General features: G+C 60.8%; 21 protein-coding genes. 4 read left to right on the top strand and 17 right to left on the bottom strand.

What is annotated here, in order from left to right; all coding sequences use genetic code 11:
* Nucleotides 1-35 precede the first annotated feature (35 nt).
* From ruvB to ruvC, 3 genes are all read right to left on the bottom strand, one after another.
* Nucleotides 36-1,046 (bottom strand): Holliday junction branch migration DNA helicase RuvB, encoded by a 1,011-nt coding sequence (gene ruvB / locus AADW23_RS00465; protein ID WP_341862569.1) that lies wholly within the window; start codon nt 1,044-1,046, stop codon nt 36-38.
* A gap of 113 nt (nt 1,047-1,159) precedes the next feature.
* Nucleotides 1,160-1,834: a Holliday junction branch migration protein RuvA gene (gene ruvA, locus AADW23_RS00470; RefSeq protein WP_341862570.1), complete on the bottom strand. Its 675-nt coding sequence runs from the start codon at nt 1,832-1,834 to the stop codon at nt 1,160-1,162.
* Nucleotides 1,831-2,334 carry a crossover junction endodeoxyribonuclease RuvC gene (gene ruvC / locus AADW23_RS00475; RefSeq protein WP_341862571.1) on the bottom strand — a complete coding sequence of 168 codons (504 nt, stop codon included), beginning with the start codon at nt 2,332-2,334 and terminating at the stop codon, nt 1,831-1,833. The genes ruvA and ruvC overlap by 4 nt, the downstream gene beginning before the upstream one ends.
* A 364-nt stretch (nt 2,335-2,698) precedes the next feature.
* On the opposite strand from ruvC, the gene AADW23_RS00480 reads away from it, so the two are divergent.
* The gene (locus AADW23_RS00480) at nt 2,699-2,902 is read left to right on the top strand and encodes a DUF1127 domain-containing protein (RefSeq protein ID WP_341862572.1); all 204 of its coding nucleotides are present in this window, start codon (nt 2,699-2,701) and stop codon (nt 2,900-2,902) included.
* A 154-nt stretch (nt 2,903-3,056) separates the two neighbouring features.
* Here AADW23_RS00480 and AADW23_RS00485 read toward each other — a convergent pair whose 3' ends face one another.
* Nucleotides 3,057-3,446, bottom strand: coding sequence for a hypothetical protein (locus tag AADW23_RS00485; protein WP_341862573.1), 390 nt, complete (start codon nt 3,444-3,446; stop codon nt 3,057-3,059).
* Nucleotides 3,447-3,554: 108 nt separating this feature from the next.
* The gene (locus AADW23_RS00490; RefSeq protein ID WP_341862574.1) at nt 3,555-4,427 is read right to left on the bottom strand and encodes a 50S ribosomal protein L11 methyltransferase; all 873 of its coding nucleotides are present in this window, start codon (nt 4,425-4,427) and stop codon (nt 3,555-3,557) included.
* Nucleotides 4,428-4,576: 149 nt separating this feature from the next.
* On the opposite strand from AADW23_RS00490, the gene AADW23_RS00495 reads away from it, so the two are divergent.
* Together AADW23_RS00495 and AADW23_RS00500 are read left to right on the top strand one after the other, a co-directional pair.
* Nucleotides 4,577-4,996 carry a hypothetical protein gene (locus tag AADW23_RS00495; RefSeq protein ID WP_341862575.1) on the top strand — a complete coding sequence of 140 codons (420 nt, stop codon included), beginning with the start codon at nt 4,577-4,579 and terminating at the stop codon, nt 4,994-4,996.
* Nucleotides 4,989-5,450 carry a hypothetical protein gene (locus AADW23_RS00500; protein ID WP_341862576.1) on the top strand — a complete coding sequence of 154 codons (462 nt, stop codon included), beginning with the start codon at nt 4,989-4,991 and terminating at the stop codon, nt 5,448-5,450. The genes AADW23_RS00495 and AADW23_RS00500 overlap by 8 nt, the downstream gene beginning before the upstream one ends.
* Before the next feature lie 18 nt (nt 5,451-5,468).
* On the opposite strand, the gene AADW23_RS00505 is transcribed toward AADW23_RS00500, so the two are convergent.
* The 9 genes from AADW23_RS00505 to AADW23_RS00545 all read right to left on the bottom strand — a co-directional run bounded on the left by AADW23_RS00505 (nt 5,469) and on the right by AADW23_RS00545 (nt 14,287).
* Nucleotides 5,469-6,716 (bottom strand): MFS transporter, encoded by a 1,248-nt coding sequence (locus AADW23_RS00505; RefSeq protein ID WP_341862577.1) that lies wholly within the window; start codon nt 6,714-6,716, stop codon nt 5,469-5,471.
* A 68-nt stretch (nt 6,717-6,784) separates the two neighbouring features.
* Nucleotides 6,785-8,206: a saccharopine dehydrogenase NADP-binding domain-containing protein gene (locus tag AADW23_RS00510; protein WP_341862578.1), complete on the bottom strand. Its 1,422-nt coding sequence runs from the start codon at nt 8,204-8,206 to the stop codon at nt 6,785-6,787.
* Nucleotides 8,207-8,359: 153 nt separating this feature from the next.
* On the bottom strand, nt 8,360-8,842 hold the full coding sequence (locus AADW23_RS00515; RefSeq protein WP_341862579.1) for a pyridoxamine 5'-phosphate oxidase family protein: 483 nt from the start codon (nt 8,840-8,842) through the stop codon (nt 8,360-8,362).
* 135 nt (nt 8,843-8,977) lie between these two features.
* Nucleotides 8,978-9,598 (bottom strand): 30S ribosomal protein S4, encoded by a 621-nt coding sequence (rpsD, locus tag AADW23_RS00520; RefSeq protein WP_341862580.1) that lies wholly within the window; start codon nt 9,596-9,598, stop codon nt 8,978-8,980.
* 254 nt (nt 9,599-9,852) lie between these two features.
* A complete protein-coding gene (locus tag AADW23_RS00525; protein WP_341862581.1) occupies nt 9,853-10,947 on the bottom strand; it encodes a Hint domain-containing protein in 1,095 nt (364 codons plus the stop codon).
* A 135-nt stretch (nt 10,948-11,082) separates the two neighbouring features.
* A complete protein-coding gene (locus tag AADW23_RS00530; RefSeq protein ID WP_341862582.1) occupies nt 11,083-12,018 on the bottom strand; it encodes a lipid A-modifier LpxR family protein in 936 nt (311 codons plus the stop codon).
* 183 nt (nt 12,019-12,201) lie between these two features.
* A complete protein-coding gene (locus AADW23_RS00535) occupies nt 12,202-12,996 on the bottom strand; it encodes an iron chelate uptake ABC transporter family permease subunit (RefSeq protein ID WP_341862583.1) in 795 nt (264 codons plus the stop codon).
* A complete protein-coding gene (locus tag AADW23_RS00540; RefSeq protein ID WP_341862584.1) occupies nt 12,996-13,790 on the bottom strand; it encodes a metal ABC transporter ATP-binding protein in 795 nt (264 codons plus the stop codon). The genes AADW23_RS00535 and AADW23_RS00540 overlap by 1 nt, the downstream gene beginning before the upstream one ends.
* A gap of 2 nt (nt 13,791-13,792) precedes the next feature.
* Entirely contained in the window at nt 13,793-14,287 is a 495-nt protein-coding gene (locus AADW23_RS00545) for a transcriptional repressor (protein ID WP_341862585.1), read from the bottom strand.
* A gap of 56 nt (nt 14,288-14,343) precedes the next feature.
* On the opposite strand from AADW23_RS00545, the gene AADW23_RS00550 reads away from it, so the two are divergent.
* Entirely contained in the window at nt 14,344-15,342 is a 999-nt protein-coding gene (locus AADW23_RS00550; RefSeq protein ID WP_341862586.1) for a zinc ABC transporter substrate-binding protein, read from the top strand.
* A gap of 54 nt (nt 15,343-15,396) precedes the next feature.
* On the opposite strand, the gene iolB is transcribed toward AADW23_RS00550, so the two are convergent.
* The 3 genes from iolB to AADW23_RS00565 form a co-directional block, all read right to left on the bottom strand.
* Nucleotides 15,397-16,203 (bottom strand): 5-deoxy-glucuronate isomerase, encoded by an 807-nt coding sequence (gene iolB / locus AADW23_RS00555; protein WP_341862587.1) that lies wholly within the window; start codon nt 16,201-16,203, stop codon nt 15,397-15,399.
* Nucleotides 16,204-16,364: 161 nt separating this feature from the next.
* Nucleotides 16,365-17,357: an inositol 2-dehydrogenase gene (iolG, locus tag AADW23_RS00560; RefSeq protein ID WP_341862588.1), complete on the bottom strand. Its 993-nt coding sequence runs from the start codon at nt 17,355-17,357 to the stop codon at nt 16,365-16,367.
* A 288-nt stretch (nt 17,358-17,645) separates the two neighbouring features.
* Complete coding sequence (locus AADW23_RS00565) at nt 17,646-18,641, bottom strand: LLM class flavin-dependent oxidoreductase (protein ID WP_341862589.1); 996 nt, start codon at nt 18,639-18,641, stop codon at nt 17,646-17,648.
* Nucleotides 18,642-18,689 lie beyond the last annotated feature (48 nt).

Consider the following 18,689-nt stretch of genomic DNA (forward strand, 5'->3'; position numbering starts at 1 on the left):
TATTTCTGGTTTCGAACCTTCCGAACGGCGACGCGCTAGATAAAACCTTCGTTTCGCGGTTGCGGCAAGCCTAGATGGCTCCACCCCTTATGGGCCAGCATCCGCCCCCGAGGGGTGCGTGCAATCAGGCCCTGTTGTAGCAGAAACGGCTCGATCACTTCCTCCAGGGCATCGCGTGGTTCGGCCAAGGCGGCGGCCACCGTTTCGATCCCCACAGGGCCGCCGTTGTAGTTTTCGGCGATCAGCGACAGATAACGCCGATCCGACCCATCAAGGCCCAAGACATCGACCCCAAGACGCGTCAACGCACTATCGGCAATCTCTTGGGTCAGTCGACCGTTTCCTTCAACGACGGCAAAGTCGATGACCCGCCGCAAAAGCCGCCCGGCAATCCGAGGCGTCCCACGGGCGCGTTTGGCGATTTCGGCGGTGCCTTTGGGGTCCGCCTCGATCCCAGCAAGACGCGCTCCACGGGCAACGATTTGGTCAAGCTCATCAATGGAGTAGAAATTCAGGCGCGTCGGGATGCCGAAACGGTCGCGCAGGGGCGTGGTCAGCAGACCAAGGCGCGTGGTGGCGCCGACAAGGGTGAAGGGCTGCAACTCAATCCGCACGGTGCGCGCAGCGGGGCCTTCGCCAATCACCAGATCCAATTCAAAATCCTCAAGCGCGGGATAGAGGATTTCCTCGACCACCGGGTTGAGGCGATGGATTTCGTCGATGAACAAGACGTCATGGGCCTCGAGGTTGGTCAGGATCGCCGCCAGATCGCCGGCCTTGGCGAGTACGGGACCAGAGGTCATGCGGAAGCCCACCCCCAATTCCTTCGCCATAATCTGCGCCAGCGTCGTTTTCCCAAGCCCAGGAGGGCCGTGGAACAACACATGATCCATCGCCTCGCCGCGTTTACGGGCGCTCTCGATGAACACACGCAGGTTGGCGCGGGCCTCTTCCTGCCCGGTGAAGTCATCCAGCGATTGCGGACGCAGGGCGCGGTCGTCGTCGGGTAAACGCTCTGCGCGCAGGGTTGGGTCAGGTTCGGTCATGGAGCCACCTTATGGCAACCGAGCGCGACATTGGCCATGGGGTGCCGCAAACCCTTGCAAGGGTTTGCACAAAGCCTTGCAAGGCTTTGGGGGCTAGACGAGGGCATGGGCGATCAATCTTTCGGAGCCAGCAGGCGCAGGGCTTGGCGGATCAAATCGGGCGTGTCCGAGGCATCTTCGGCGGCTTGCGCCACGGCCTGCGCCGCGTCGGAGGGGCCGTAGCCCAGGTTTTGTAGCGCCGAAAGCGCCTCGGCCTGCATGTTGGAGGCGGGGCGTTTGGCTGCGGCCGGTTTCTTCGGGGCGCTTGCAGGCGTTGCGGTCGCGGGCAGGTCATCGGCCACGACCGCGTCCATCGCTGCATCCAGCGTGCCGCCCATTGCCATGACGGCGGGTGCCTTGTCTTTCAACTCCATCACCACGCGCTGCGCCAGTTTCGGCCCCACCCCCGGAGCCGCCTTGATTGCCGTGGCATCGCCCAAAGTGATCGCTCTCGCCGCCCCTTCCGGCCCCAATGTGCCCAGGATCGCCATCGAGGCCTTCGCCCCCACCCCTTGCACCGAGGTCAGCAACCGGTGCCATTCCTTTTCGTATGGCGTTAGGAACCCGAAAAGCTGCAACAAATCTTCGCGCACCAGCATCTCGGTATAAAGCGCCACCGCCTCTCCGCTGCCCGGCAGCGAGGCAAGGGTACGCTCCGAGCAATGCACAACGTAGCCCACGCCCCGCACGTCGATCAGCGCGTGATCCGGGCCCTTGTAGTCCAACCGTCCCGTCAGCTTCCCAATCATCGCCCTGCTCCTATCGCGGCGGCCAAACGGCCGGCCGTGGCGGCATGAAACGAATGGCAGATCGCAATCGCCAGCGCGTCCGCCGCGTCTGGCCCCGCGGGCGCGCAGCCCGGCAGTTGCAGCCGCACCATATGTTCCACTTGTTTCTTGTCGGCATGACCCACGCCCACGACAGCCTTTTTCACCGCGTTGGGCGCATATTCCCCCACGGTCAGCCCGGCCTGCGCGGGCACCAGCATTGCGATGCCCCGTGCCTGACCCAACTTCAGGGTGCCTGCGCCATCTCGGTTCACGAAGGTCTGCTCCACGGCGGCAGCGTCGGGGTGATACTGCGCCATAACGGCGCTGAGTTGCGTATGAAGCGATAGAAGACGTAGCGCCAAATCGGTTCCCTGCGACCGGCATTGACCGTTGGCGACGTGGCTCAGGCGGCCATTTTCGGCCTCAATCACCCCCCAGCCGAGCGTTCTGAGCCCCGGGTCGATCCCAATAATTCGCATGTCGCCCGCTCCGCCCGTGGGTATGCCTGTTTCCGGCTTTTCACTCCATTAGCACGAAACGCGAACATCGCCAAGAACCGATGCCCAAAGCGGGTCGTTTTCGACATTTTCCGGTACGTTTTCGACATGCCGGTTTTTTGAGCGCCGATAACGACATTCCTGGGTTCATTCGCGACATGAAATCCCAAATTAATCGTTTACTTTCCGCGCGTTAACTTGGAATTCAGCTATGCAGAAAACGCATGGGACCCATGCAATAAAATCGGCTTGTTTGGGGCAAATCGCATCTCTATCTGCGGTTCATCGGCGGAACGGAATTATCCCCCGTCACTTCTACCAACACGAACTGGAAAGGATGAGACCTATGGCCTCGATCACCAATCGCCCTCTCGGCGCAGGCTTCAATGTAACACGTGTGCTCTCCGATCTGGTGGCACGCATCGCAATCTGGAACGACGCACGCGTCACGCGTAAAGCGCTGTCGTCGCTGTCCAATCGCGAACTTGACGACCTCGGCCTGTGCCGCGGCGACATCGACGATATCGCACATGGTCGTTACTACGGCTAATCGGCTGAAACAGCTGAAACGTAAAAAGCGGCTGGGGTGCATCCCCAAGCCGCTTTTTTTGTGTCCCGGAAAAGGAAGCGGCCTGTGCAACGTCAAATTGCACAGGCCGTGACCAAGCCTTGTCGAAAGGCTCGCTTCACATCTGACCAAGTCGTCAGGCGGGCTCGCCCGCCGCCAGACCAGCTTGAACAAATGCGTAAATCGCGTCGTAGCGGTCTACCATCCAAAGCGAGATCGCGTCCGGCATGAGGACCATCGCGGCCAATTGCTCAAACGCCTGGCCCGTCAACATGCTTTCTACTTGGAGAGAGTAGACTTCCGATCCAACCGCCCACATCAGATAGGATTTCACGGCAACTGCCACGATGAATCCCAAGATGAGACCTTTCAGCGGGAATCCAAAGCGCAATCTGGATGATGGCTTACCGATGGATGTGACCACTCCGTCAGGATGGACAACAAAACCCATACCGCCCCGATTACGACGTCGGACGTTTTCAATACGATTCAAGCGATCGTTAAACTGTTCTGTTTCGTTTGCCATTGGGACAGCTCTACTCATTAACTGCCCCCACCAAGGATGAATATAGCGATGATCCGGTATAAATACGACAACTTTTAGGCGGTATTGGTTCGCCGCGAGGCGCGCCCCTCAGGACGCCTTCCGCAACGTCAATGTCGTCCATTCTCCGATCTCATCACGCGCGTGCAAGCCAAGGTTCTGCGCCTTGTAGGCTGCAATCACATCATCAGCCTGCGCATTCAGAATACCCGACAAAATGACATACCCGCCGTCTTTCGTGTGCAAGGCCACATCGGGGGCAAGTTCTACCAGCGGACCTTTGAGAATGTTAGCAAAAACAAGGTCATAGGGGCCAATCTCCGCAATCGCCGGATGATCGAAACCAGCCGCCTCCACGCAGGAAACCAGTCCGGCCACGCCATTGGCGGACGCGTTCACAAGGGCCACATCGACCGCTTGGGGATCAATGTCAGAGGCCATGACCGGAAGGTTCAAAACCTTCGCCGCAGCGATCGCCAACACCGCCGTTCCGCAGCCAATATCGGCCACGGAATGTGGCGAAAATCCGTCCGTAAACAGTTTGTCCACGGCTTCGAGACAACCTTTTGTGGTCCCGTGGTGCCCCGTTCCGAACGCCATTGCCGCTTCAATCAGCAAGGGAATCGCCCCTTCAGGCACCTTGTCAGCGTCGTGGCTGCCGTAGACGAAGAAGCGCCCCGCCTCGACCGGGTGCAGTTCTCGGCGAACGTGCGCGACCCAATCTGTCTCCGGGATCTCGGACACAGCGAAGTCCTTCGCACCATAGGCGGCGGCAAGGATTGCCAGGGCGATCTCATCGGGGGCCTCGATGAAATAGGCGCCCACCTCGAACAGGCCCGAGCCGTCTTCCATCTCAAACACGCCGACGCCGGTGGGCGCGGGCTCTAGCTGCTCCAAGGCTTCCCCCAAAGCTTCAGCGGGGGGTTTTTGTGGCAGGGTGGTCAAGGCGGTCCAAGTAGGCATGGGGGCTCCGATGCGATGTTTCGCCGTTCGGTAGCCGCTTTGGCGGCCCATGGCAAATCCCCCGCGATTTAACTGGTGGATTTCCGCAGATATGGCGGCACAGCCTAATAGTGTAGGCATAAGAAAACATCTGGATGGAAGGAAAACCGATGCTTAAGGGACCACGTGGCCTACTTGTGACGTTACTGGGCGCGGCCATCATCATCGCGGGGGCGTTCTACTTCGGCTTTCAGGGACAAAAGGATGACGCAGAGACGTCTCGTCTGTTCATGACCCACGCCGCTGCCGGTGAAACCGCCGAGGCGCACGCGCTTCTGTCCGCCTCGATCCGCGAGCAGCACAGCGTGGAAGACCTTGCCAACCTGCTTTCCGGGATGGAGGTCTATACGGATATCAGCTTCCCCTCGATCAGCTTCTCCTCGTCCAACGGGTCACGCTCCACCGAGCTGACCGGCACGGGCACAACCGACAGTGGATGCGAAAGCGAACTTCGGTTCGACCTGCGGGATGGCGTTATCACTTTCTTCGACATCTCCCCCCTCTGCCGGGGTGGCGCCAGCGATGCCTGATCTGGACAACCAGCCCCCCGCCCCTCGCCCCGGCGGTTTTCGGCGCGCCATCGTGCCGATCTCGCTGGCCTTGGTGGCTGTGGCCGCCATGGGGGCGCTTGGATGGAAAGCATTTGAAGGCCAGCGCGAAGACGTAGCCATTGCTCGCGCATTCCTGACCCATATAGCGGCAGAGCAATACGGCGAGGCAGAAGACCTCATGACGGCGGCGCTGATCCAGCGTGTCGGCCCGGGCGGGTTGCGGCGGCTATTCAGCCCCATCGAACCATGGGATCACATCGGCTTTTCGTCGCGCAGCACCAACGGCTTTGGCGATACACGTTCAACCGAGCTGTACGGAGTGGGAGAGGCCGTTTCCGGCTGCGAAAGCGAGCTTCAAATCAACCTGCGCAACAGCCGCATTCAGGCGTTTGACATCACGCCCCTTTGTCCCCGGAACGGCACTGACATCTGACGTCGGCCTTAGGCGATATTATTCAGCGGGCTGCGCGACGCCTCGGGAAAACACCGTCTCGTTCCCCGTTGTCGGATGGCGCGGCACCAGAAGCGACAGCACAAACGACACCGCCGCCATGCCACACGCCACCACGAACACCGATGTCGGGGACACCAACCAAAGGTAGCCAAGGCCCGCCGGAAGGAACACGGCCGCGATATGGTTGATGGTGAAGGCCACAGCCGCCGTGGGCGCGATGTCTTCAGGAGAGGCGATTTTCTGGAAGTAGGTTTTGATCGCCAATGCCAGCCCGAAGAACAATTGGTTCAGCACGTATAGGACCGAGGCGAAGATCCACCCCAGTTCCAGAAAATAGAGCGCCATATAGCCCAAGAACACCGCCGCAAGGCCGGAGTATTCCACGATCAAAGCGAAACGCTCTCCGACCCAGGAAACCACCCGCCCGAACAGGGGGGCGACCACCATGTTGACGGCAAAGCCCACCATCAGCAGGCGTGTCATGTCATCGGTGCCGAAACCGTAGCGCTCCACCATCATGAAGGGCACGAAGACCATGAAGATCTGGCGGCGCGACCCGGACATGAATTGCAGCGCATAATACAGCCAATAGCGACGGCGCAGGACCATCTCTTTCTTCTGGGGGTTCGGGCTTTCGAACTGGGGAAACAGGAAAAAGCAGGCCAGCGCGATCAGCGCCGTGGCCCCGCCCGACACCCAGTAGACCAGATCATAGCTCAGATCGAATGTGTCCCACGTCGCCATGATCAACAGATAGGCCAGCAACGTCGCGCCGGACCCGACGCCCATCAAGATACCCAACACCTGGGGCGCACGGTTCTTTTGTATCCATTGCAACTGAAGCGATTGGTTCACGGTCTCGTAGTAGTGGAACCCGATGGAGCTAAGCAGCGTCACGATCAGAAGGCCGCCCATGGAAGGGAACTGCGCCGTCATCGCCGTGGCCGCGCCCAGAAGCAGAAGGGACATCAGCCCCAACACCTGCTCGCGCACGAATAACAGAAGGAAGATGACTCCGATTGCCAGAAAGCCCGGAATTTCGCGTACCGTATGCAACCAGCCCACGTCCGAGCCATCGAAGTTGGCGACCTCGACCACGAAGTTGTTCAGCAAGGCGGACCACGTCGAAAACGCCACAGGCATGGCGAAGGCCATCAATGCCAACAGCGCAATGGGCCGCCGCCAGAAGGGCAGCGTGCGCCCTTCGTCCAGGGTCATCGTGTTAAGGGAGTCGCCGAGAGCCATGGCACCGACTTACGCCCATCCGCAGGGAATGGCGAGAGACGGCGCGTGGTTTTCGAAGATCCGACCGATCAGGTCGCCAGCACGTTGCGGAAGGCCCAGGGCTCATCCTGATCCAGATCCTCATCAAACAATTCCCACCGGTCCTGCAGAGGGGTCCAATCGGTGTAATGGGCCTCTACCGGCCCCAGATAGGGGCGTTGTACCTCCAGGCAGCGGGCGTGGTCCATCTCGTCGCTTTCCACGATGCCTGCGCCGGGGTTCTCCAGCGCCCAAACCATGCCCGCCAGCACGGCGCTGGTGACCTGCAACCCAGTTGCGTTCTGGTACGGCGCAAGGGTCTTGGCTTCTTCATTCGACAGGCGCGACCCAAACCAAAGGGCGTTCTTGTCGTGGCCGTAAAGAAGCACGCCCAACTCGTCGATGCCTTCAACGATCTCGTCCTCACCCAGAATATGGTGGGTGGTTTGGGTCTCGCCCGAGCCGAACATTTCGTGCAGGGAAAGAACCGCGTCATCGCAGGGGTGGTAGGCGTAATGGCAGGTGGGGCGATACTCGGGCTCGTGACCTTCGCCGACGGTGTAGTAATCGCTGATCGACACGGCTTCATTATGGGTGACCAGATAGCCGAACTGCGGCCCCGGCGTGGGGCACCACGTATGCACCCGCGTGACGGCTCCGGGGCGTTCCATCCAGATCGCGGCCTTGCAGCCTGTTTCCTGACGGTGGGCGTTTGGGGGGAACCAAGGTTCATGGGTGCCCCAGCCAAGCTCCGCCGGTTGGAACCCTTCCGAGATAAACCCTTCCACCGACCATGTGTTCACGAACGACCCGCGGGGGCGCGGCGCAAGGCGGACCTGAGTGTCCCGCTCTGCGATGTGGACCCCTTTGACGCCGAGGGTTTGCATCAGCTTGGCCCATTCTTCGCGCGTCGTCGGAGCATTTACCTGGTGGCCAGTGTCTTTGGCAAGAGTCAGCAAACCTTCCTTCACGAACCAGCTGACCATGCCGGGGTTCGCGCCACAGCACGACACCGCCGTCGTGCCGCCGGGGTTGGCGGCTTTCTCATCGCGGACGGCTTGGCGCAGAGCGTAATTGGTGCGCGCGGCGTTGTCGGTGGTGCCGAAGTAATACCCGGCCCAAGGCTCTGCCACGGTATCAATGTAGGGCACGCCGATTTCGCGACAAAAGCGCATTAGATCAAGAGAGGACGTATCAACGCTAAGGTTCACACAGAAGCCTTTGCCGGGCGTAAGCAACCGTCCCAGCACCTCGCGGTAATTGTCGGGCTTCAGTGCCGTGGCGTCAAAGGACAGGCCTTGGTCGCGCAGGAAGTCATGCTGGCGCGCATCGGGTTCAATCACGGTAAACTGGCTGCGGTCGTAATCGAAATGGCGTTCAATCAGGGGCCAAGTGCCTTTCCCGATCGACCCAAAGCCGATCATCACGATCGGACCGTCAATCTTCGCGTAAACTGGATGCGTTTCGGCCATGAGAGTACCCCCTTCAATAAGTGTTGGCTTCATAAGCGGGGCTGGCTGAAAAAGAAACCAACGATGCCGCAGAGAAGGTCAGACACGCCGACACCGACGCCACGCAAAAAGACCGCCCGGGATGGGGCGGCCTTTCGAACACATTGCGTAGCGTCAAGCGAACGTGACGGTGCCATGTTCGCCCATATCGGGCGTTTCATCGGTGAGATGAGCCTTCGCGATTTCGTAAAGAAACTTTGCGCCGCCGCCTTCGGTCACCGAAACCTCTCCCTTGGATGGGGTAAACTTCAGCAAGCATACAGCTGCATCGTGCTTACCGCCATCAAACCATGCGTCGGCAACGAAGCTCCAGGCTTCATCAAGGGCCTCGCGGTCTGTGGAATGCTCTAGCGTGCCATCCAGATCGGCATAGAGCCCCTCGCCATCGTCGGCGACGACAAACTGTGCGTCCCGTGGGCCTGCGGCCACAGACCGGGCCAACTCCGTGCCTTTAGCAGTGATGAACCACAATGCACCCGGTGCATCATCGTCGGCTTTGGGGGACATCGGCACCAAGCGGCCTTCCCCCTTGATCCCCAGCATGCCCGAGCGGACATCTTCAATACGGTCCCAGAATTCGCGTTTCAAATCGGCCATGGTCGTTCTCCTATCTGTCGGTTCACGAACGGAACGGTTGGGGTGACGTTTGGGTTCCGCTTGCGGGGCCAGTATCAAAGAAAAAGGCCGCCCGGTTGGGGGCGGCCTTTCTGAATTCTGCGTCGGCGGCGAAGATTAGTTCTTCGCGTAGAATTCCACGACGAGGTTCGGTTCCATCACGACGGGGTAAGGCACATCGCCCAATTGCGGCGTGCGAACGAAGGTCGCGGTCATCTTGTTGTGGTCGGCGTCGATGTAGTCAGGCACATCACGCTCGGCCAGTTGTACGGCTTCCAGAACAACGGCGAGTTGCTTGGACTTGTCGCGAACGGCGATTACGTCGCCTTCTTTGACGCGGTAGGAAGGGATGTTGACCTTCTTGCCGTTCACGGTGACGTGGCCGTGGTTCACGAACTGACGCGCTGCGAAAACGGTCGGGACAAACTTGGCACGGTAAACAACGGCGTCAAGGCGACGCTCCAGCAGACCGATCAGGAATTCACCGGTGTCACCGCGCAGACGCTCGGCTTCGGCGTAGATGCGACGGAACTGCTTCTCGGTCAGGTCGCCATAGTAGCCTTTCAGCTTCTGCTTGGCGCGCAGCTGCAGACCGAAGTCGGACAGCTTGCCCTTGCGGCGCTGACCGTGCTGGCCGGGGCCATACTCACGACGGTTCACTGGGGATTTCGGACGGCCCCAGATGTTTTCACCCATGCGGCGGTCAATTTTGTACTTGGCAGACGTGCGTTTGGTCACGGCTGTTCTCCTTTTTATGTGGTTCCGCAACTTGATCCGAAAACCGTTTCCCACTTTTCGGGTCGCGGACACCTGCGTGCCCCAACCGTCGTTGGTCATCGTATTTCGGGCCGAGCAAGGCACCGGTTAAAAGGGCGTTGTCCTCTGAGCCGAAGCTCTGACAGGGATCCCCTTGCGAGGGCCACCAACACCAATAAAAACCCCGGCATCTCTGCCGGGATCTGAGCGGTCTTTAGAGCGCGCTTGGGGGGCTGTCAATGAGTGCCATACATGGAGCGCGCGGCAATCGGTTTGGTCGGTGCGCCATGGATCAGGATCGCGGCCTCGGCCCGGGTCAGCATCCGGCGCACCGGGGCGCCATAGGCATGGGGGTTTGCCGCAAGCTCGGGCCGCATCTCCAGCATCGAGTTGCGCTGCAGGTTGGTCAGATGATCCAGCCCCATGAAGCCGGGGTGGAAGCTTTCGACTTCCATGCCGTTGGCCCACACCACTTCATGCCGGTCCAGCATCAGGTGGATATAGAAGGTCTCGCGCAGGGAATGATCGACCGTAATACGGCTATCGCCCACCAGATCAGCGGCGCGCACAAGCACCTCATCCTCGCCCCAAAGGTCCATCGCAGCGCGGCCAGTGACCAACACGCGGTGTTCAGGCGAGACGATCAGATCGGCGTCTGGCCGGTCGATCCCCAGGGCCCCTGCCCGCATCCGAATGGGCCGTTGATCGGGCATCGCGAAGAGACGCGCGCCAGACATGCGACGATGCCCGGACCACAAAACCTCTTGCGGGCCGCTATCGCGGGTCAACACGCGGTCACCGGTGCCCAGATCCTCAATCGCGACATCGCCATTTTCCGTGCGAATGCGCGTACCAGGCGTGAAACAGATCACGGCGGGCGCATCAGAGGGCGTTGGCGTCAGTGTTTCTTCGTTGCGGTGCACAACCGTCAATTCGCGCCCCGAGGGCGGCGGGTTGCCTGCAAACAGCAAAAGCGGCGCGGCGCCGTCTTCCAGAAGGATCGGAACAATCGTGTGAAACTTTGCGCCATCGCTGACGATGAACGCGCCCCGGAACAACGGATCCGCTTCTGAAGCGGCGAATTCTACAGCGCCCGGCGCGGGGTGCTGCAAGAGTTTGCGCACCACCCGCGCCGCACGGGAACGGAGCTCATCCTGGTCCCGGCTGGCCGTGAGAAGCAGGGCCGCCGGATCGCCATCCAACGGCATTAGCTGACCATGCCAGCTCCAACTCATCCCTTCGACCAGTTCTATTTCTGGTTCTGCCGGAAACCCTTCGATGCAGGTCTGCGCCCATGCAATCACGAACGCGCCCTGAAAGCCCGTACCCATATGTATGCCCTTGCCTCGTCATTTTGACGTAACCCGGTGGTTGATCCCCGGGCCTTGTCGCTGACGCTAACAGAGGTGATTCGCTGTGGAAAGAGTCTGATTAACGAAACTGCGCCTAGGTGAGTCTTCTGCGCCTCAGAACTGCAACAATAGGGACAGTGTGCCGACCAGTTGACCTTCGTCCTGACCCTCGAACTCTTCCGAGAGGTAGGTCACCCCATAAAAGAAGTCGACCGGGCCAAAACCGTGCCCGACGCCACCCCGAACCCGATACCGCATGTCTTCCGCGGCGGGGCCATTGGCGGGCAATAGTACTGAGTCGCTGACATAGGCCGCGTCGGCGCCCAAAGTGAAACTCCAACCGCCGACGCTTTCGCCGGGGATGGCAACGACGCGTTGTCCCGTGGTTGCGTCACGCACCAAAAAGGCCTCGGGGTCGTAATTGCCAAACCGCAGGTCCGCGCCGACGCGCACCAGAGTTTCCAATCCGGCCTGCGCCTCCACAAAGGGGCGGACTTCGCTATTGCCCCATTCAAGGGACCGTGCGCCTTCGACCGTGGCATTCAGATATACGCCGTCTTCGATCATGAAATTGGACAGGTCCACGTCCGAGCCACCAAAGGTGCGGTGGATGCCGTCATGGACGTCCATCAGGCCCGTCTGCTCCCCGGTCAGGGCCAGATCGAGCCCGGCAGATACGTCCAGCCCGCGGTAATCGAAGTGCGTTGTCGCACCGAACGACAGAACCGGCGCATAGCGGCGATCGCCTGCGGCGGGAGCGGCAAGGTTGTCGGGCGCGATGATCTCGCTCCGGAACCGGAACTCCAGCAGGGCGAAGGGCGCATAGGGCAGCGCCCCATCCCATTCGTCGCGGCCATAGATGCCGCTGACCTGATAAGAGCCCGTGCGCCAACGGTCGTATCGGTCACCTACAGGCATGCCGAACCAATCGTTGTCAAAAATTTGCACGATGCCAAGGCGCGTCAGGCCGCTATCTTGCGCCTGCGCGACACCACCCAAAAGGGACGCCATAAGAGAGAGGGCAATTGCCCTGCGTGGTGAAAAAGCCATGTTTTCTGCCCGTATGTTCTTATCTTTACGGCTGTAGTGCCGATGATTTGTGGCGTTTTTAGCACTTATTGAGGGCGTCGCGCAAGAAATCCGGCGGAATGGAATTTATCTCCCATCCCTGCGGCACAGCGGTGACACCTTTTGTTGCCCTCCGTCTGTGTGCGCCATCGCCGTCGGGGCCCGTCACCCCATGGACCGAATGCCCCGCAGCAAGCTCGTCGTGGCAAAGATCAACGCGGCGACGCAAACAATCGACGGCCCCGCAGGGGTGTCCAGGACGAATGCGGCCCGCAGGCCAAGCCCCGCAGAAACCGCACCGATAAGCGCCGCGACCAAGGCCATCCTTTCAGGCGTCCGCGCCAAGGGTCGTGCAGCGGCGGAAGGGATGATCAACATGGCCGCGATCAGCAGCACGCCCACGACCTTGATCGCGGCGGCAACCGTTATGGCGAGGGCAAGGGTCAGGACCAATTGCTCGCGCTTGGGGTTGATGCCGCTGGCGTAAGCCAAATCCTCATTCAAGGTGGCAGTCAGTAGCGCCGACCAACGCCAGCCGATCAGCGCCACGACAAGGGCAGCACCGCCCCAGATCACCGCCAAATCGCCCCGCGACACCGCAAGAATATCGCCGAAAAGATACGCCATCAGATCAATGCGAATGCCCGACAGGAACGACACGGCAACAAGGCCGAACGCCAATGCCGAATGGGCCAGAACGCCCAGAAGCGTATCCATCGCGTAACCGCGCCCCGTCAGCGCATTCACAACCAAGGCCATGACCAGCGCCACGACCAAAGCCCCCGCAAAGACCGACATCGACAAGGCAAGGGACAAGGCCACCCCAAGGATCGCGGCATGGGCGGTGGCATCGCCGAAATACGCCATGCGGCGCCAGACCACGAAGCACCCCAAAGGTGCGGCCGCTATCGCGACACCGATACCGGCAAGGGCGGCGCGGACCATGAAATCATCAAGCATTATTCAGCTGCCTCGGAAGGGGAGTGCCCGCAGGCATCAGAATGAACGTGTCCGTTGTGGTCACTATGGCCATGGTCATGGCCATGATCGTGGTCATGGCGATACAGCGCCAATGCCCCGCCGGTGCCGGTGCCAAACAAGGCCCGGTATTCTGGGGCGGAGGCGACGATATCCGGCGTGCCTTCGCAACAGACATGACCGTTCAGACAGACCACCCGGTCCGAGGCGCTCATCACGACGTGCAATTCGTGGCTGATCATCAAGACAGCACAGCCGGTCTCGGTGCGCACGGCCTCGATCTGGCGGTAGAACGCAGCAGAGCCCGGTTGGTCGAGTCCCTGCGTCGCCTCATCCAGCAACAAGAGGTGCGGCTTACCGATCAGAGCACGGGCCAGCATGACACGTTGAAACTGGCCGCCCGATAGTTGCGACATCTGCGCGGCAGCAAGGTTGGGCACGCCCGCCTGGGTCAGGGCCGCCTCAACCGCAGGGGCCGCGATCTTGCCCGCCAAGCGCAGGAACCGCGCGACGGTCATCGGCAAGGTCGGGTCAATGTGCAGACGCTGCGGGACATAGCCGATGCGCAGGCCCGGCCCTTGGGTGACCGTTCCCGACACCGGCCTTACCGCGCCAATGATGGCCCGCAGGAGGCTGGTCTTGCCGGACCCGTTGGGGCCCACGATTGTCACGATCTCTCCGGCGGACACCTCTAGCGAAACGTCAGCCAGAACCTTCTTTGCCCCATAATTGATGCTCAGGCCTTTGACGACCACGAGGCTTTGATTATCGCTCATCGTTACGCCTTTTCCACACATGCGGGGCAGATGCCTTCGGCCTCGACCACTGTCCGCTCGATCTGGAAGCCGGTCGCGCGGGCCACGTCGCCCAATGCGCCCTTGGCAGGACCAGATTGGGCTTCTGCAACAGTTTCGCAAAGACGGCAAATCATGAAGGCAGGCGCATGGTTTTCGCCGGGATGGGCGCAGGCGACGAAGGCGTTGAGCCTCTCAATCTTGTGGGCCAGATCATTATCGACAAGGAACTCCAACGCCCGGTACGCCACAGGTGGCTGCGAGCCGAAGCCCGCTTCGCGCAGTTTGTCCAAAATGGCGTAAGCCCCCAAGGCCCGGTGTTCTTGAAGCAAGATTTCCAGCACTTTCCGGCGCTGAGGTGTGAAGCGCAGACCTTCACGGGCGCAACGGTCCTCGGCCGCGTCAACGGCTTCGGCCACGCAAGCCGTATGGTCGTGCCGCGCAAAGCCCAAGGGAAGGTCGCTGGATTGACTTGTCATGTTATCACATTTCAATTATGCGGTTTGCAATGTTATACAATCACACGAGTATGCCGATGTCCAGAACGCTCCTCACCCTGTCGCTGTCCGCCTCGTTGATGGGCAGCGCGGCCCTTGCCGATGTGCCCAATGTCGCTGCGGATGTAGCCCCGATCCATTCGCTGGTCGCCCGTGTCATGGAAGGTGTCGGCACGCCGGACTTGATCGTTCAGTCCGGCGCGAGCCCGCACGAATATTCGCTCCGCCCGTCCGAGGCCGCAGCCCTTCAGAACGCGAATCTCGTGTTCTGGGTTGGCCCTGACCTGACCCCTTGGCTGGAGGGTGCGATCGAGACCATCGCCACCGGTGCCGTTGTGACCGAATTGATGGAAGCCGAAGGCACGATCGAGCTGCCATTTCGTGAGGGCGCGTTGTTTGAAGCCCACAGCCACGGGGATGGGGACCACGACGCACATGGAGACGAGGATCATGACGACCACGAAGGGCACCATCATGACGAGCACGGGAATGAGGATCATGACGACCACGCAGGCCATCACCACGGCGCGCATGACCCCCATGTCTGGCTCTCGCCTGACAATGCAGCCGCTTGGTTGAACGTGATCGCCGCGCAGCTTTCTGCGGCGGACCCTGACAACGCGGGCACCTACTTTGCCAACGCCGCCAGCGCCCGGTCTGAGATCGTGACACTAACGGAAGAGGTGAACGCGACCCTTGATCCTGTGCGTGGCGGGAACTTCATCGTGTTCCATGACGCCTATCAGTACTTCGAGACGACCTTTGACTTCCCGGCCTCTGGTGCCATCTCTCTCAGCGACGCGTCGGACCCGAGCCCCGCGCGTATTGCTGAAATCCAACACCGGATCGCGACAGAAGGGGTGGACTGCGTCTTGGCTGAACCACAATTCAACATGGGCCTGATCGAGACCGTTCTGGACGGCACCACCGCCAACACCGGGATCATGGACCCTCTCGGCTCTGATCTGGAGCTCGGCTCCGACCTATACCCTCAGTTGATCCGCAACCTTGCGGAAACTCTGGCAGACTGCCTGTAAGCGCCTATCCGGGCGGCTATCCCCAAGGGTGGCCGCCCGACGTTTCCGAGCCGCCTATGCGTCGCGGTCCATGATCCATTGCACGGCAGGGTCCGCAATGAAGCGCCATTTGCGCAGCGGCCCGGCCATGACGTTCAGGTAATACATCTCGAACCCGTAGGGCGCGCCGCAGGGGTGATGCCCGCGCGGCACCAGCACCACATCACCATCGCTGACGGCCATGGTTTCATCCAGGGTGCCGTCCTCGGTATAGACGCGTTGGATGCCAAAGCCGTCCCTGGGGTTCAGGCGGTGGTAATAGGTCTCTTCAAGGTAGGTGATGTTGGGGTAATCATCTTCGTCATGGCGATGGCTGGGGTAGGATGACCAGTGGCCGTTCGGGGTGAAGACTTCGGTCACCAACAGGCTGTCGGCGTAGTCTTCCGCCTCCATCGCGATGTTGTTGATGTAGCGCGTGTTGCTGCCTTTGCCGCGTTCGGTCAGCGTGATGCCATCGGGGCCGATGCGCCGTGCCTCGTGCCCGCCGACGCCGGGGGCCGAGCAAACGGCGATGGTGCAATCGGTTGTGGCCTGCGCCTGCCAATCGCTGCCGTTGGGCATATAAAGGCAATGGGGCGGTGTTTTTTCAAACACGTCCATCCGGTCGCCCAGTTCCCCCCAATCCTGGCCCGCGCCCTCGATCCGGGCTTTGCCTTCGACCATGACAAGGATCACTTCGCGGTCGCCCGTAGCCTCGGCCACCGTTTCGCCAGCACGGAGGCGGTGCAGGGCAAAGCCCACATAGCGCCACCCCGCATTGGCAGGCGTGATGTCATGCACCTTCCCGTGGCGTCCAAAAGGTTTGCGAAGTAGATCTGGCATTGGGAATTGTCCTTTAAGCTATCGACCATCTGGCTGCCTCTGTGGCTTGCCCTCCCGAGTAATCCATCGCCGCTGAATTGTCAGTAAAGGCCTGAGCGGCTGCCGTAATCCAGAGCGCTTTGGCAGATGAACCGATCTGCCAAAGCGCTGACGCAACCGGATCAGATATCCGCTAGGTTCACAGGCTGCCCGGTTTGCGCAGATTTCGTTGCGGCCTCTGCCATGGCCAGGGCTGCGACCCCGTCTTCCAGCGTTACCGGCATCGCCTCGCCCGAGGTCGCCGCGGCAACGAACGCACCCCATTCAGCGGCATAGGCAGGCATGTAGCGTTCAAGGAAGAACAGCACTGGCTTGGCGCTTACAACGCCTGCTGCGGTGGATTTCACCATCAGGTTCTCGCCCAGATTGCCCACTTGCAGCATCCCTTCCGAGCCCTGCACCTCAACCCGCTGATCCCCATAGCCCGCGCGGCGGGTGTTGCGGATCACAGCGATGCGCCCGTCCGCATAGGTCAGCGTGACGGCGGCGGTGTCCACGTCGCCCGCCTCTCCGATGGCTGGATCAACAAGGCAGGTGCCCACGGCAGAAACCGTCACTGGCGGCCCGCCCATGATGAAATTCGCCATGTCAAAGTCGTGGATCATCATGTCGCGGAACAGGCCGCCCGATACCTTGATGTATTCAATCGGCGGCGGTGCTGGGTCGTAGGACGTGATGGCGAGGATCTCGGACTTGCCAATTTCACCGGCGTCCAATGCGCCCTTGAGGGCCGCAAAGTTGGGGTCAAAACGGCGGTTGAAGCCGATCATCACAGGCTGTTGCGACTCTCCTACGTTGGCGAGACACGCACGGGCGCGGTCCAGGGACAGATCGACAGGCTTTTCACACAGCACGGCTTTTCCGGCCCGTGTCGCCGCTTCGATCAGATCGGAATGGGTGTTGGTGGGTGTGGCAATCAGCACGGCATCAATCGCGGGGTCTGCGATGATCTCTTCGGTGCTGCGTGCCTCAGCGCCGAACTGCGCGGCCAGTTTCTGCGCGTTTTCAGGCAAATAATCCGATACCGCGACCAACTTGCTTTCGGGATGAGCGGTGATGGCGGTTGCATGCACCAAGGCGATGCGGCCCGCGCCAAGTAGTCCGACAGTCAACATGGATCTTAGCCTTTGTTAGAAGTTATCTCGTAAATGCAGCCCGCAGGTTTGGCCTTTGCCTTTTTGATTTGCTGTTCATGGGGCTCCGGACGCACAAAACTGTGCCAACCGGCAGGCCCTGAAAGCGCCATCAATGCGCGGGACAGGTGGCAGACATTGCTAGAAAAACGACCGCCTTTCTAGCCCCTTCGATGAAATTTGGACACGCCACGACAAACGGCCCGATGGCGTTATTTTCGCGCCGAACCCGCAGCCGGGCCGCCAGAGCTGCCCGATGGGCGACACTGGTTAGGCCACACGCAGGTCCGTCAACGCCTCTGCCGCGATCTGGAATGACCGCACCCGTGCGGCGCTGTCGTGAATCATGCCTGTCACCATGATCTCATCGGGCTGATATGTATCAATCAGACCGGACAATCGCTGCTTCACCGTCGCCGCCGATCCCGTCGCAGACACGGACAACGCATGTTTCACCCCGGCCATCACAGCGCCTGGTATCTGTGACGCAAGATCATGGGTTGGTGCGGGCAGCTTGCCGGGCTTTCCGGTACGTAGCCGAGCAAACGCCAGATATTGCGAGGACCGCAGATAGTCTGCCTCGTCATCGGTATCCGCTGCGCATACGCCGGCCGCCATCATGGCATAGGGCTTCTCCAGATGCGCCGACGGTTGGAAGGAGGCACGATAGATTGCCAAAGCCTCGGCCAACATGTCCGGTGCGAAATGAGACGCAAAGGCATAGGGAAGGCCCAGATGCGCGGCCAGTTGCGCCCCATACAGGCTGGAGCCCAAGATCCAGACTGGCACGTGGGTTCCCACACCCGGAATGGCGCGCACGGGGGCATCCGCTGGCGTGTCGCCAAGGTAGTGGATCAGTTCCTGCACGTCCTGCGGAAAGCTGTCTTCCGGCGCCATATGACGCCGCAGCGCCCGTGACGTTGCCATGTCCGTGCCGGGCGCACGTCCAAGGCCAAGGTCGATTCGGGCCGGGTACAGCGTGGCCAGCGTGCCGAATTGTTCGGCAATCACAAGCGGCGCATGGTTGGGCAGCATGATACCCCCCGCCCCGACCCGCATGGAAGAGGTCGCGCCCGCCACATGGCCGATCACGACCGACGTCGCGGCACTGGCGATGCCAGGCATGTTGTGATGTTCAGCCAGCCAGAAACGGTGATACCCCGCCGCTTCAGCTGCCTGTGCCAGCGACACGGTGTTGCTCAGCGCATCGGCAGCGGTTTGGCCTTCCGGGATTGGCGAAAGGTCCAACAATGAGAATTTCTGCATGGGCGTGCTCCTTACCACCCCACTTATGTGGCCTGAGCACCCGCGCCA

Origin of the sequence: Gymnodinialimonas sp. 57CJ19, assembly GCF_038396845.1 — a bacterium.
Lineage (GTDB): Bacteria > Pseudomonadota > Alphaproteobacteria > Rhodobacterales > Rhodobacteraceae > Gymnodinialimonas.

Excerpts from the sequence above, each read along its gene's own strand:
- ruvB (WP_341862569.1), bottom strand. The coding sequence starts at position 1,046 with ATGACCGAACCTGACCCAACCCTGCGCGCAGAGCGTTTACCCGACGAC.
- ruvA (WP_341862570.1), bottom strand. The coding sequence starts at position 1,834 with ATGATTGGGAAGCTGACGGGACGGTTGGACTACAAGGGCCCGGATCAC.
- ruvC (WP_341862571.1), bottom strand. The coding sequence starts at position 2,334 with ATGCGAATTATTGGGATCGACCCGGGGCTCAGAACGCTCGGCTGGGGG.
- AADW23_RS00480 (WP_341862572.1), top strand. The coding sequence starts at position 2,699 with ATGGCCTCGATCACCAATCGCCCTCTCGGCGCAGGCTTCAATGTAACA.
- AADW23_RS00485 (WP_341862573.1), bottom strand. The coding sequence starts at position 3,446 with ATGGCAAACGAAACAGAACAGTTTAACGATCGCTTGAATCGTATTGAA.
- AADW23_RS00490 (WP_341862574.1), bottom strand. The coding sequence starts at position 4,427 with ATGCCTACTTGGACCGCCTTGACCACCCTGCCACAAAAACCCCCCGCT.
- AADW23_RS00495 (WP_341862575.1), top strand. The coding sequence starts at position 4,577 with ATGCTTAAGGGACCACGTGGCCTACTTGTGACGTTACTGGGCGCGGCC.
- AADW23_RS00500 (WP_341862576.1), top strand. The coding sequence starts at position 4,989 with ATGCCTGATCTGGACAACCAGCCCCCCGCCCCTCGCCCCGGCGGTTTT.
- AADW23_RS00505 (WP_341862577.1), bottom strand. The coding sequence starts at position 6,716 with ATGGCTCTCGGCGACTCCCTTAACACGATGACCCTGGACGAAGGGCGC.
- AADW23_RS00510 (WP_341862578.1), bottom strand. The coding sequence starts at position 8,206 with ATGGCCGAAACGCATCCAGTTTACGCGAAGATTGACGGTCCGATCGTG.
- AADW23_RS00515 (WP_341862579.1), bottom strand. The coding sequence starts at position 8,842 with ATGGCCGATTTGAAACGCGAATTCTGGGACCGTATTGAAGATGTCCGC.
- AADW23_RS00525 (WP_341862581.1), bottom strand. The coding sequence starts at position 10,947 with ATGGGTACGGGCTTTCAGGGCGCGTTCGTGATTGCATGGGCGCAGACC.
- AADW23_RS00530 (WP_341862582.1), bottom strand. The coding sequence starts at position 12,018 with ATGGCTTTTTCACCACGCAGGGCAATTGCCCTCTCTCTTATGGCGTCC.
- AADW23_RS00535 (WP_341862583.1), bottom strand. The coding sequence starts at position 12,996 with ATGCTTGATGATTTCATGGTCCGCGCCGCCCTTGCCGGTATCGGTGTC.
- AADW23_RS00540 (WP_341862584.1), bottom strand. The coding sequence starts at position 13,790 with ATGAGCGATAATCAAAGCCTCGTGGTCGTCAAAGGCCTGAGCATCAAT.
- AADW23_RS00545 (WP_341862585.1), bottom strand. The coding sequence starts at position 14,287 with ATGACAAGTCAATCCAGCGACCTTCCCTTGGGCTTTGCGCGGCACGAC.
- AADW23_RS00550 (WP_341862586.1), top strand. The coding sequence starts at position 14,344 with ATGTCCAGAACGCTCCTCACCCTGTCGCTGTCCGCCTCGTTGATGGGC.
- iolB (WP_341862587.1), bottom strand. The coding sequence starts at position 16,203 with ATGCCAGATCTACTTCGCAAACCTTTTGGACGCCACGGGAAGGTGCAT.
- iolG (WP_341862588.1), bottom strand. The coding sequence starts at position 17,357 with ATGTTGACTGTCGGACTACTTGGCGCGGGCCGCATCGCCTTGGTGCAT.
- AADW23_RS00565 (WP_341862589.1), bottom strand. The coding sequence starts at position 18,641 with ATGCAGAAATTCTCATTGTTGGACCTTTCGCCAATCCCGGAAGGCCAA.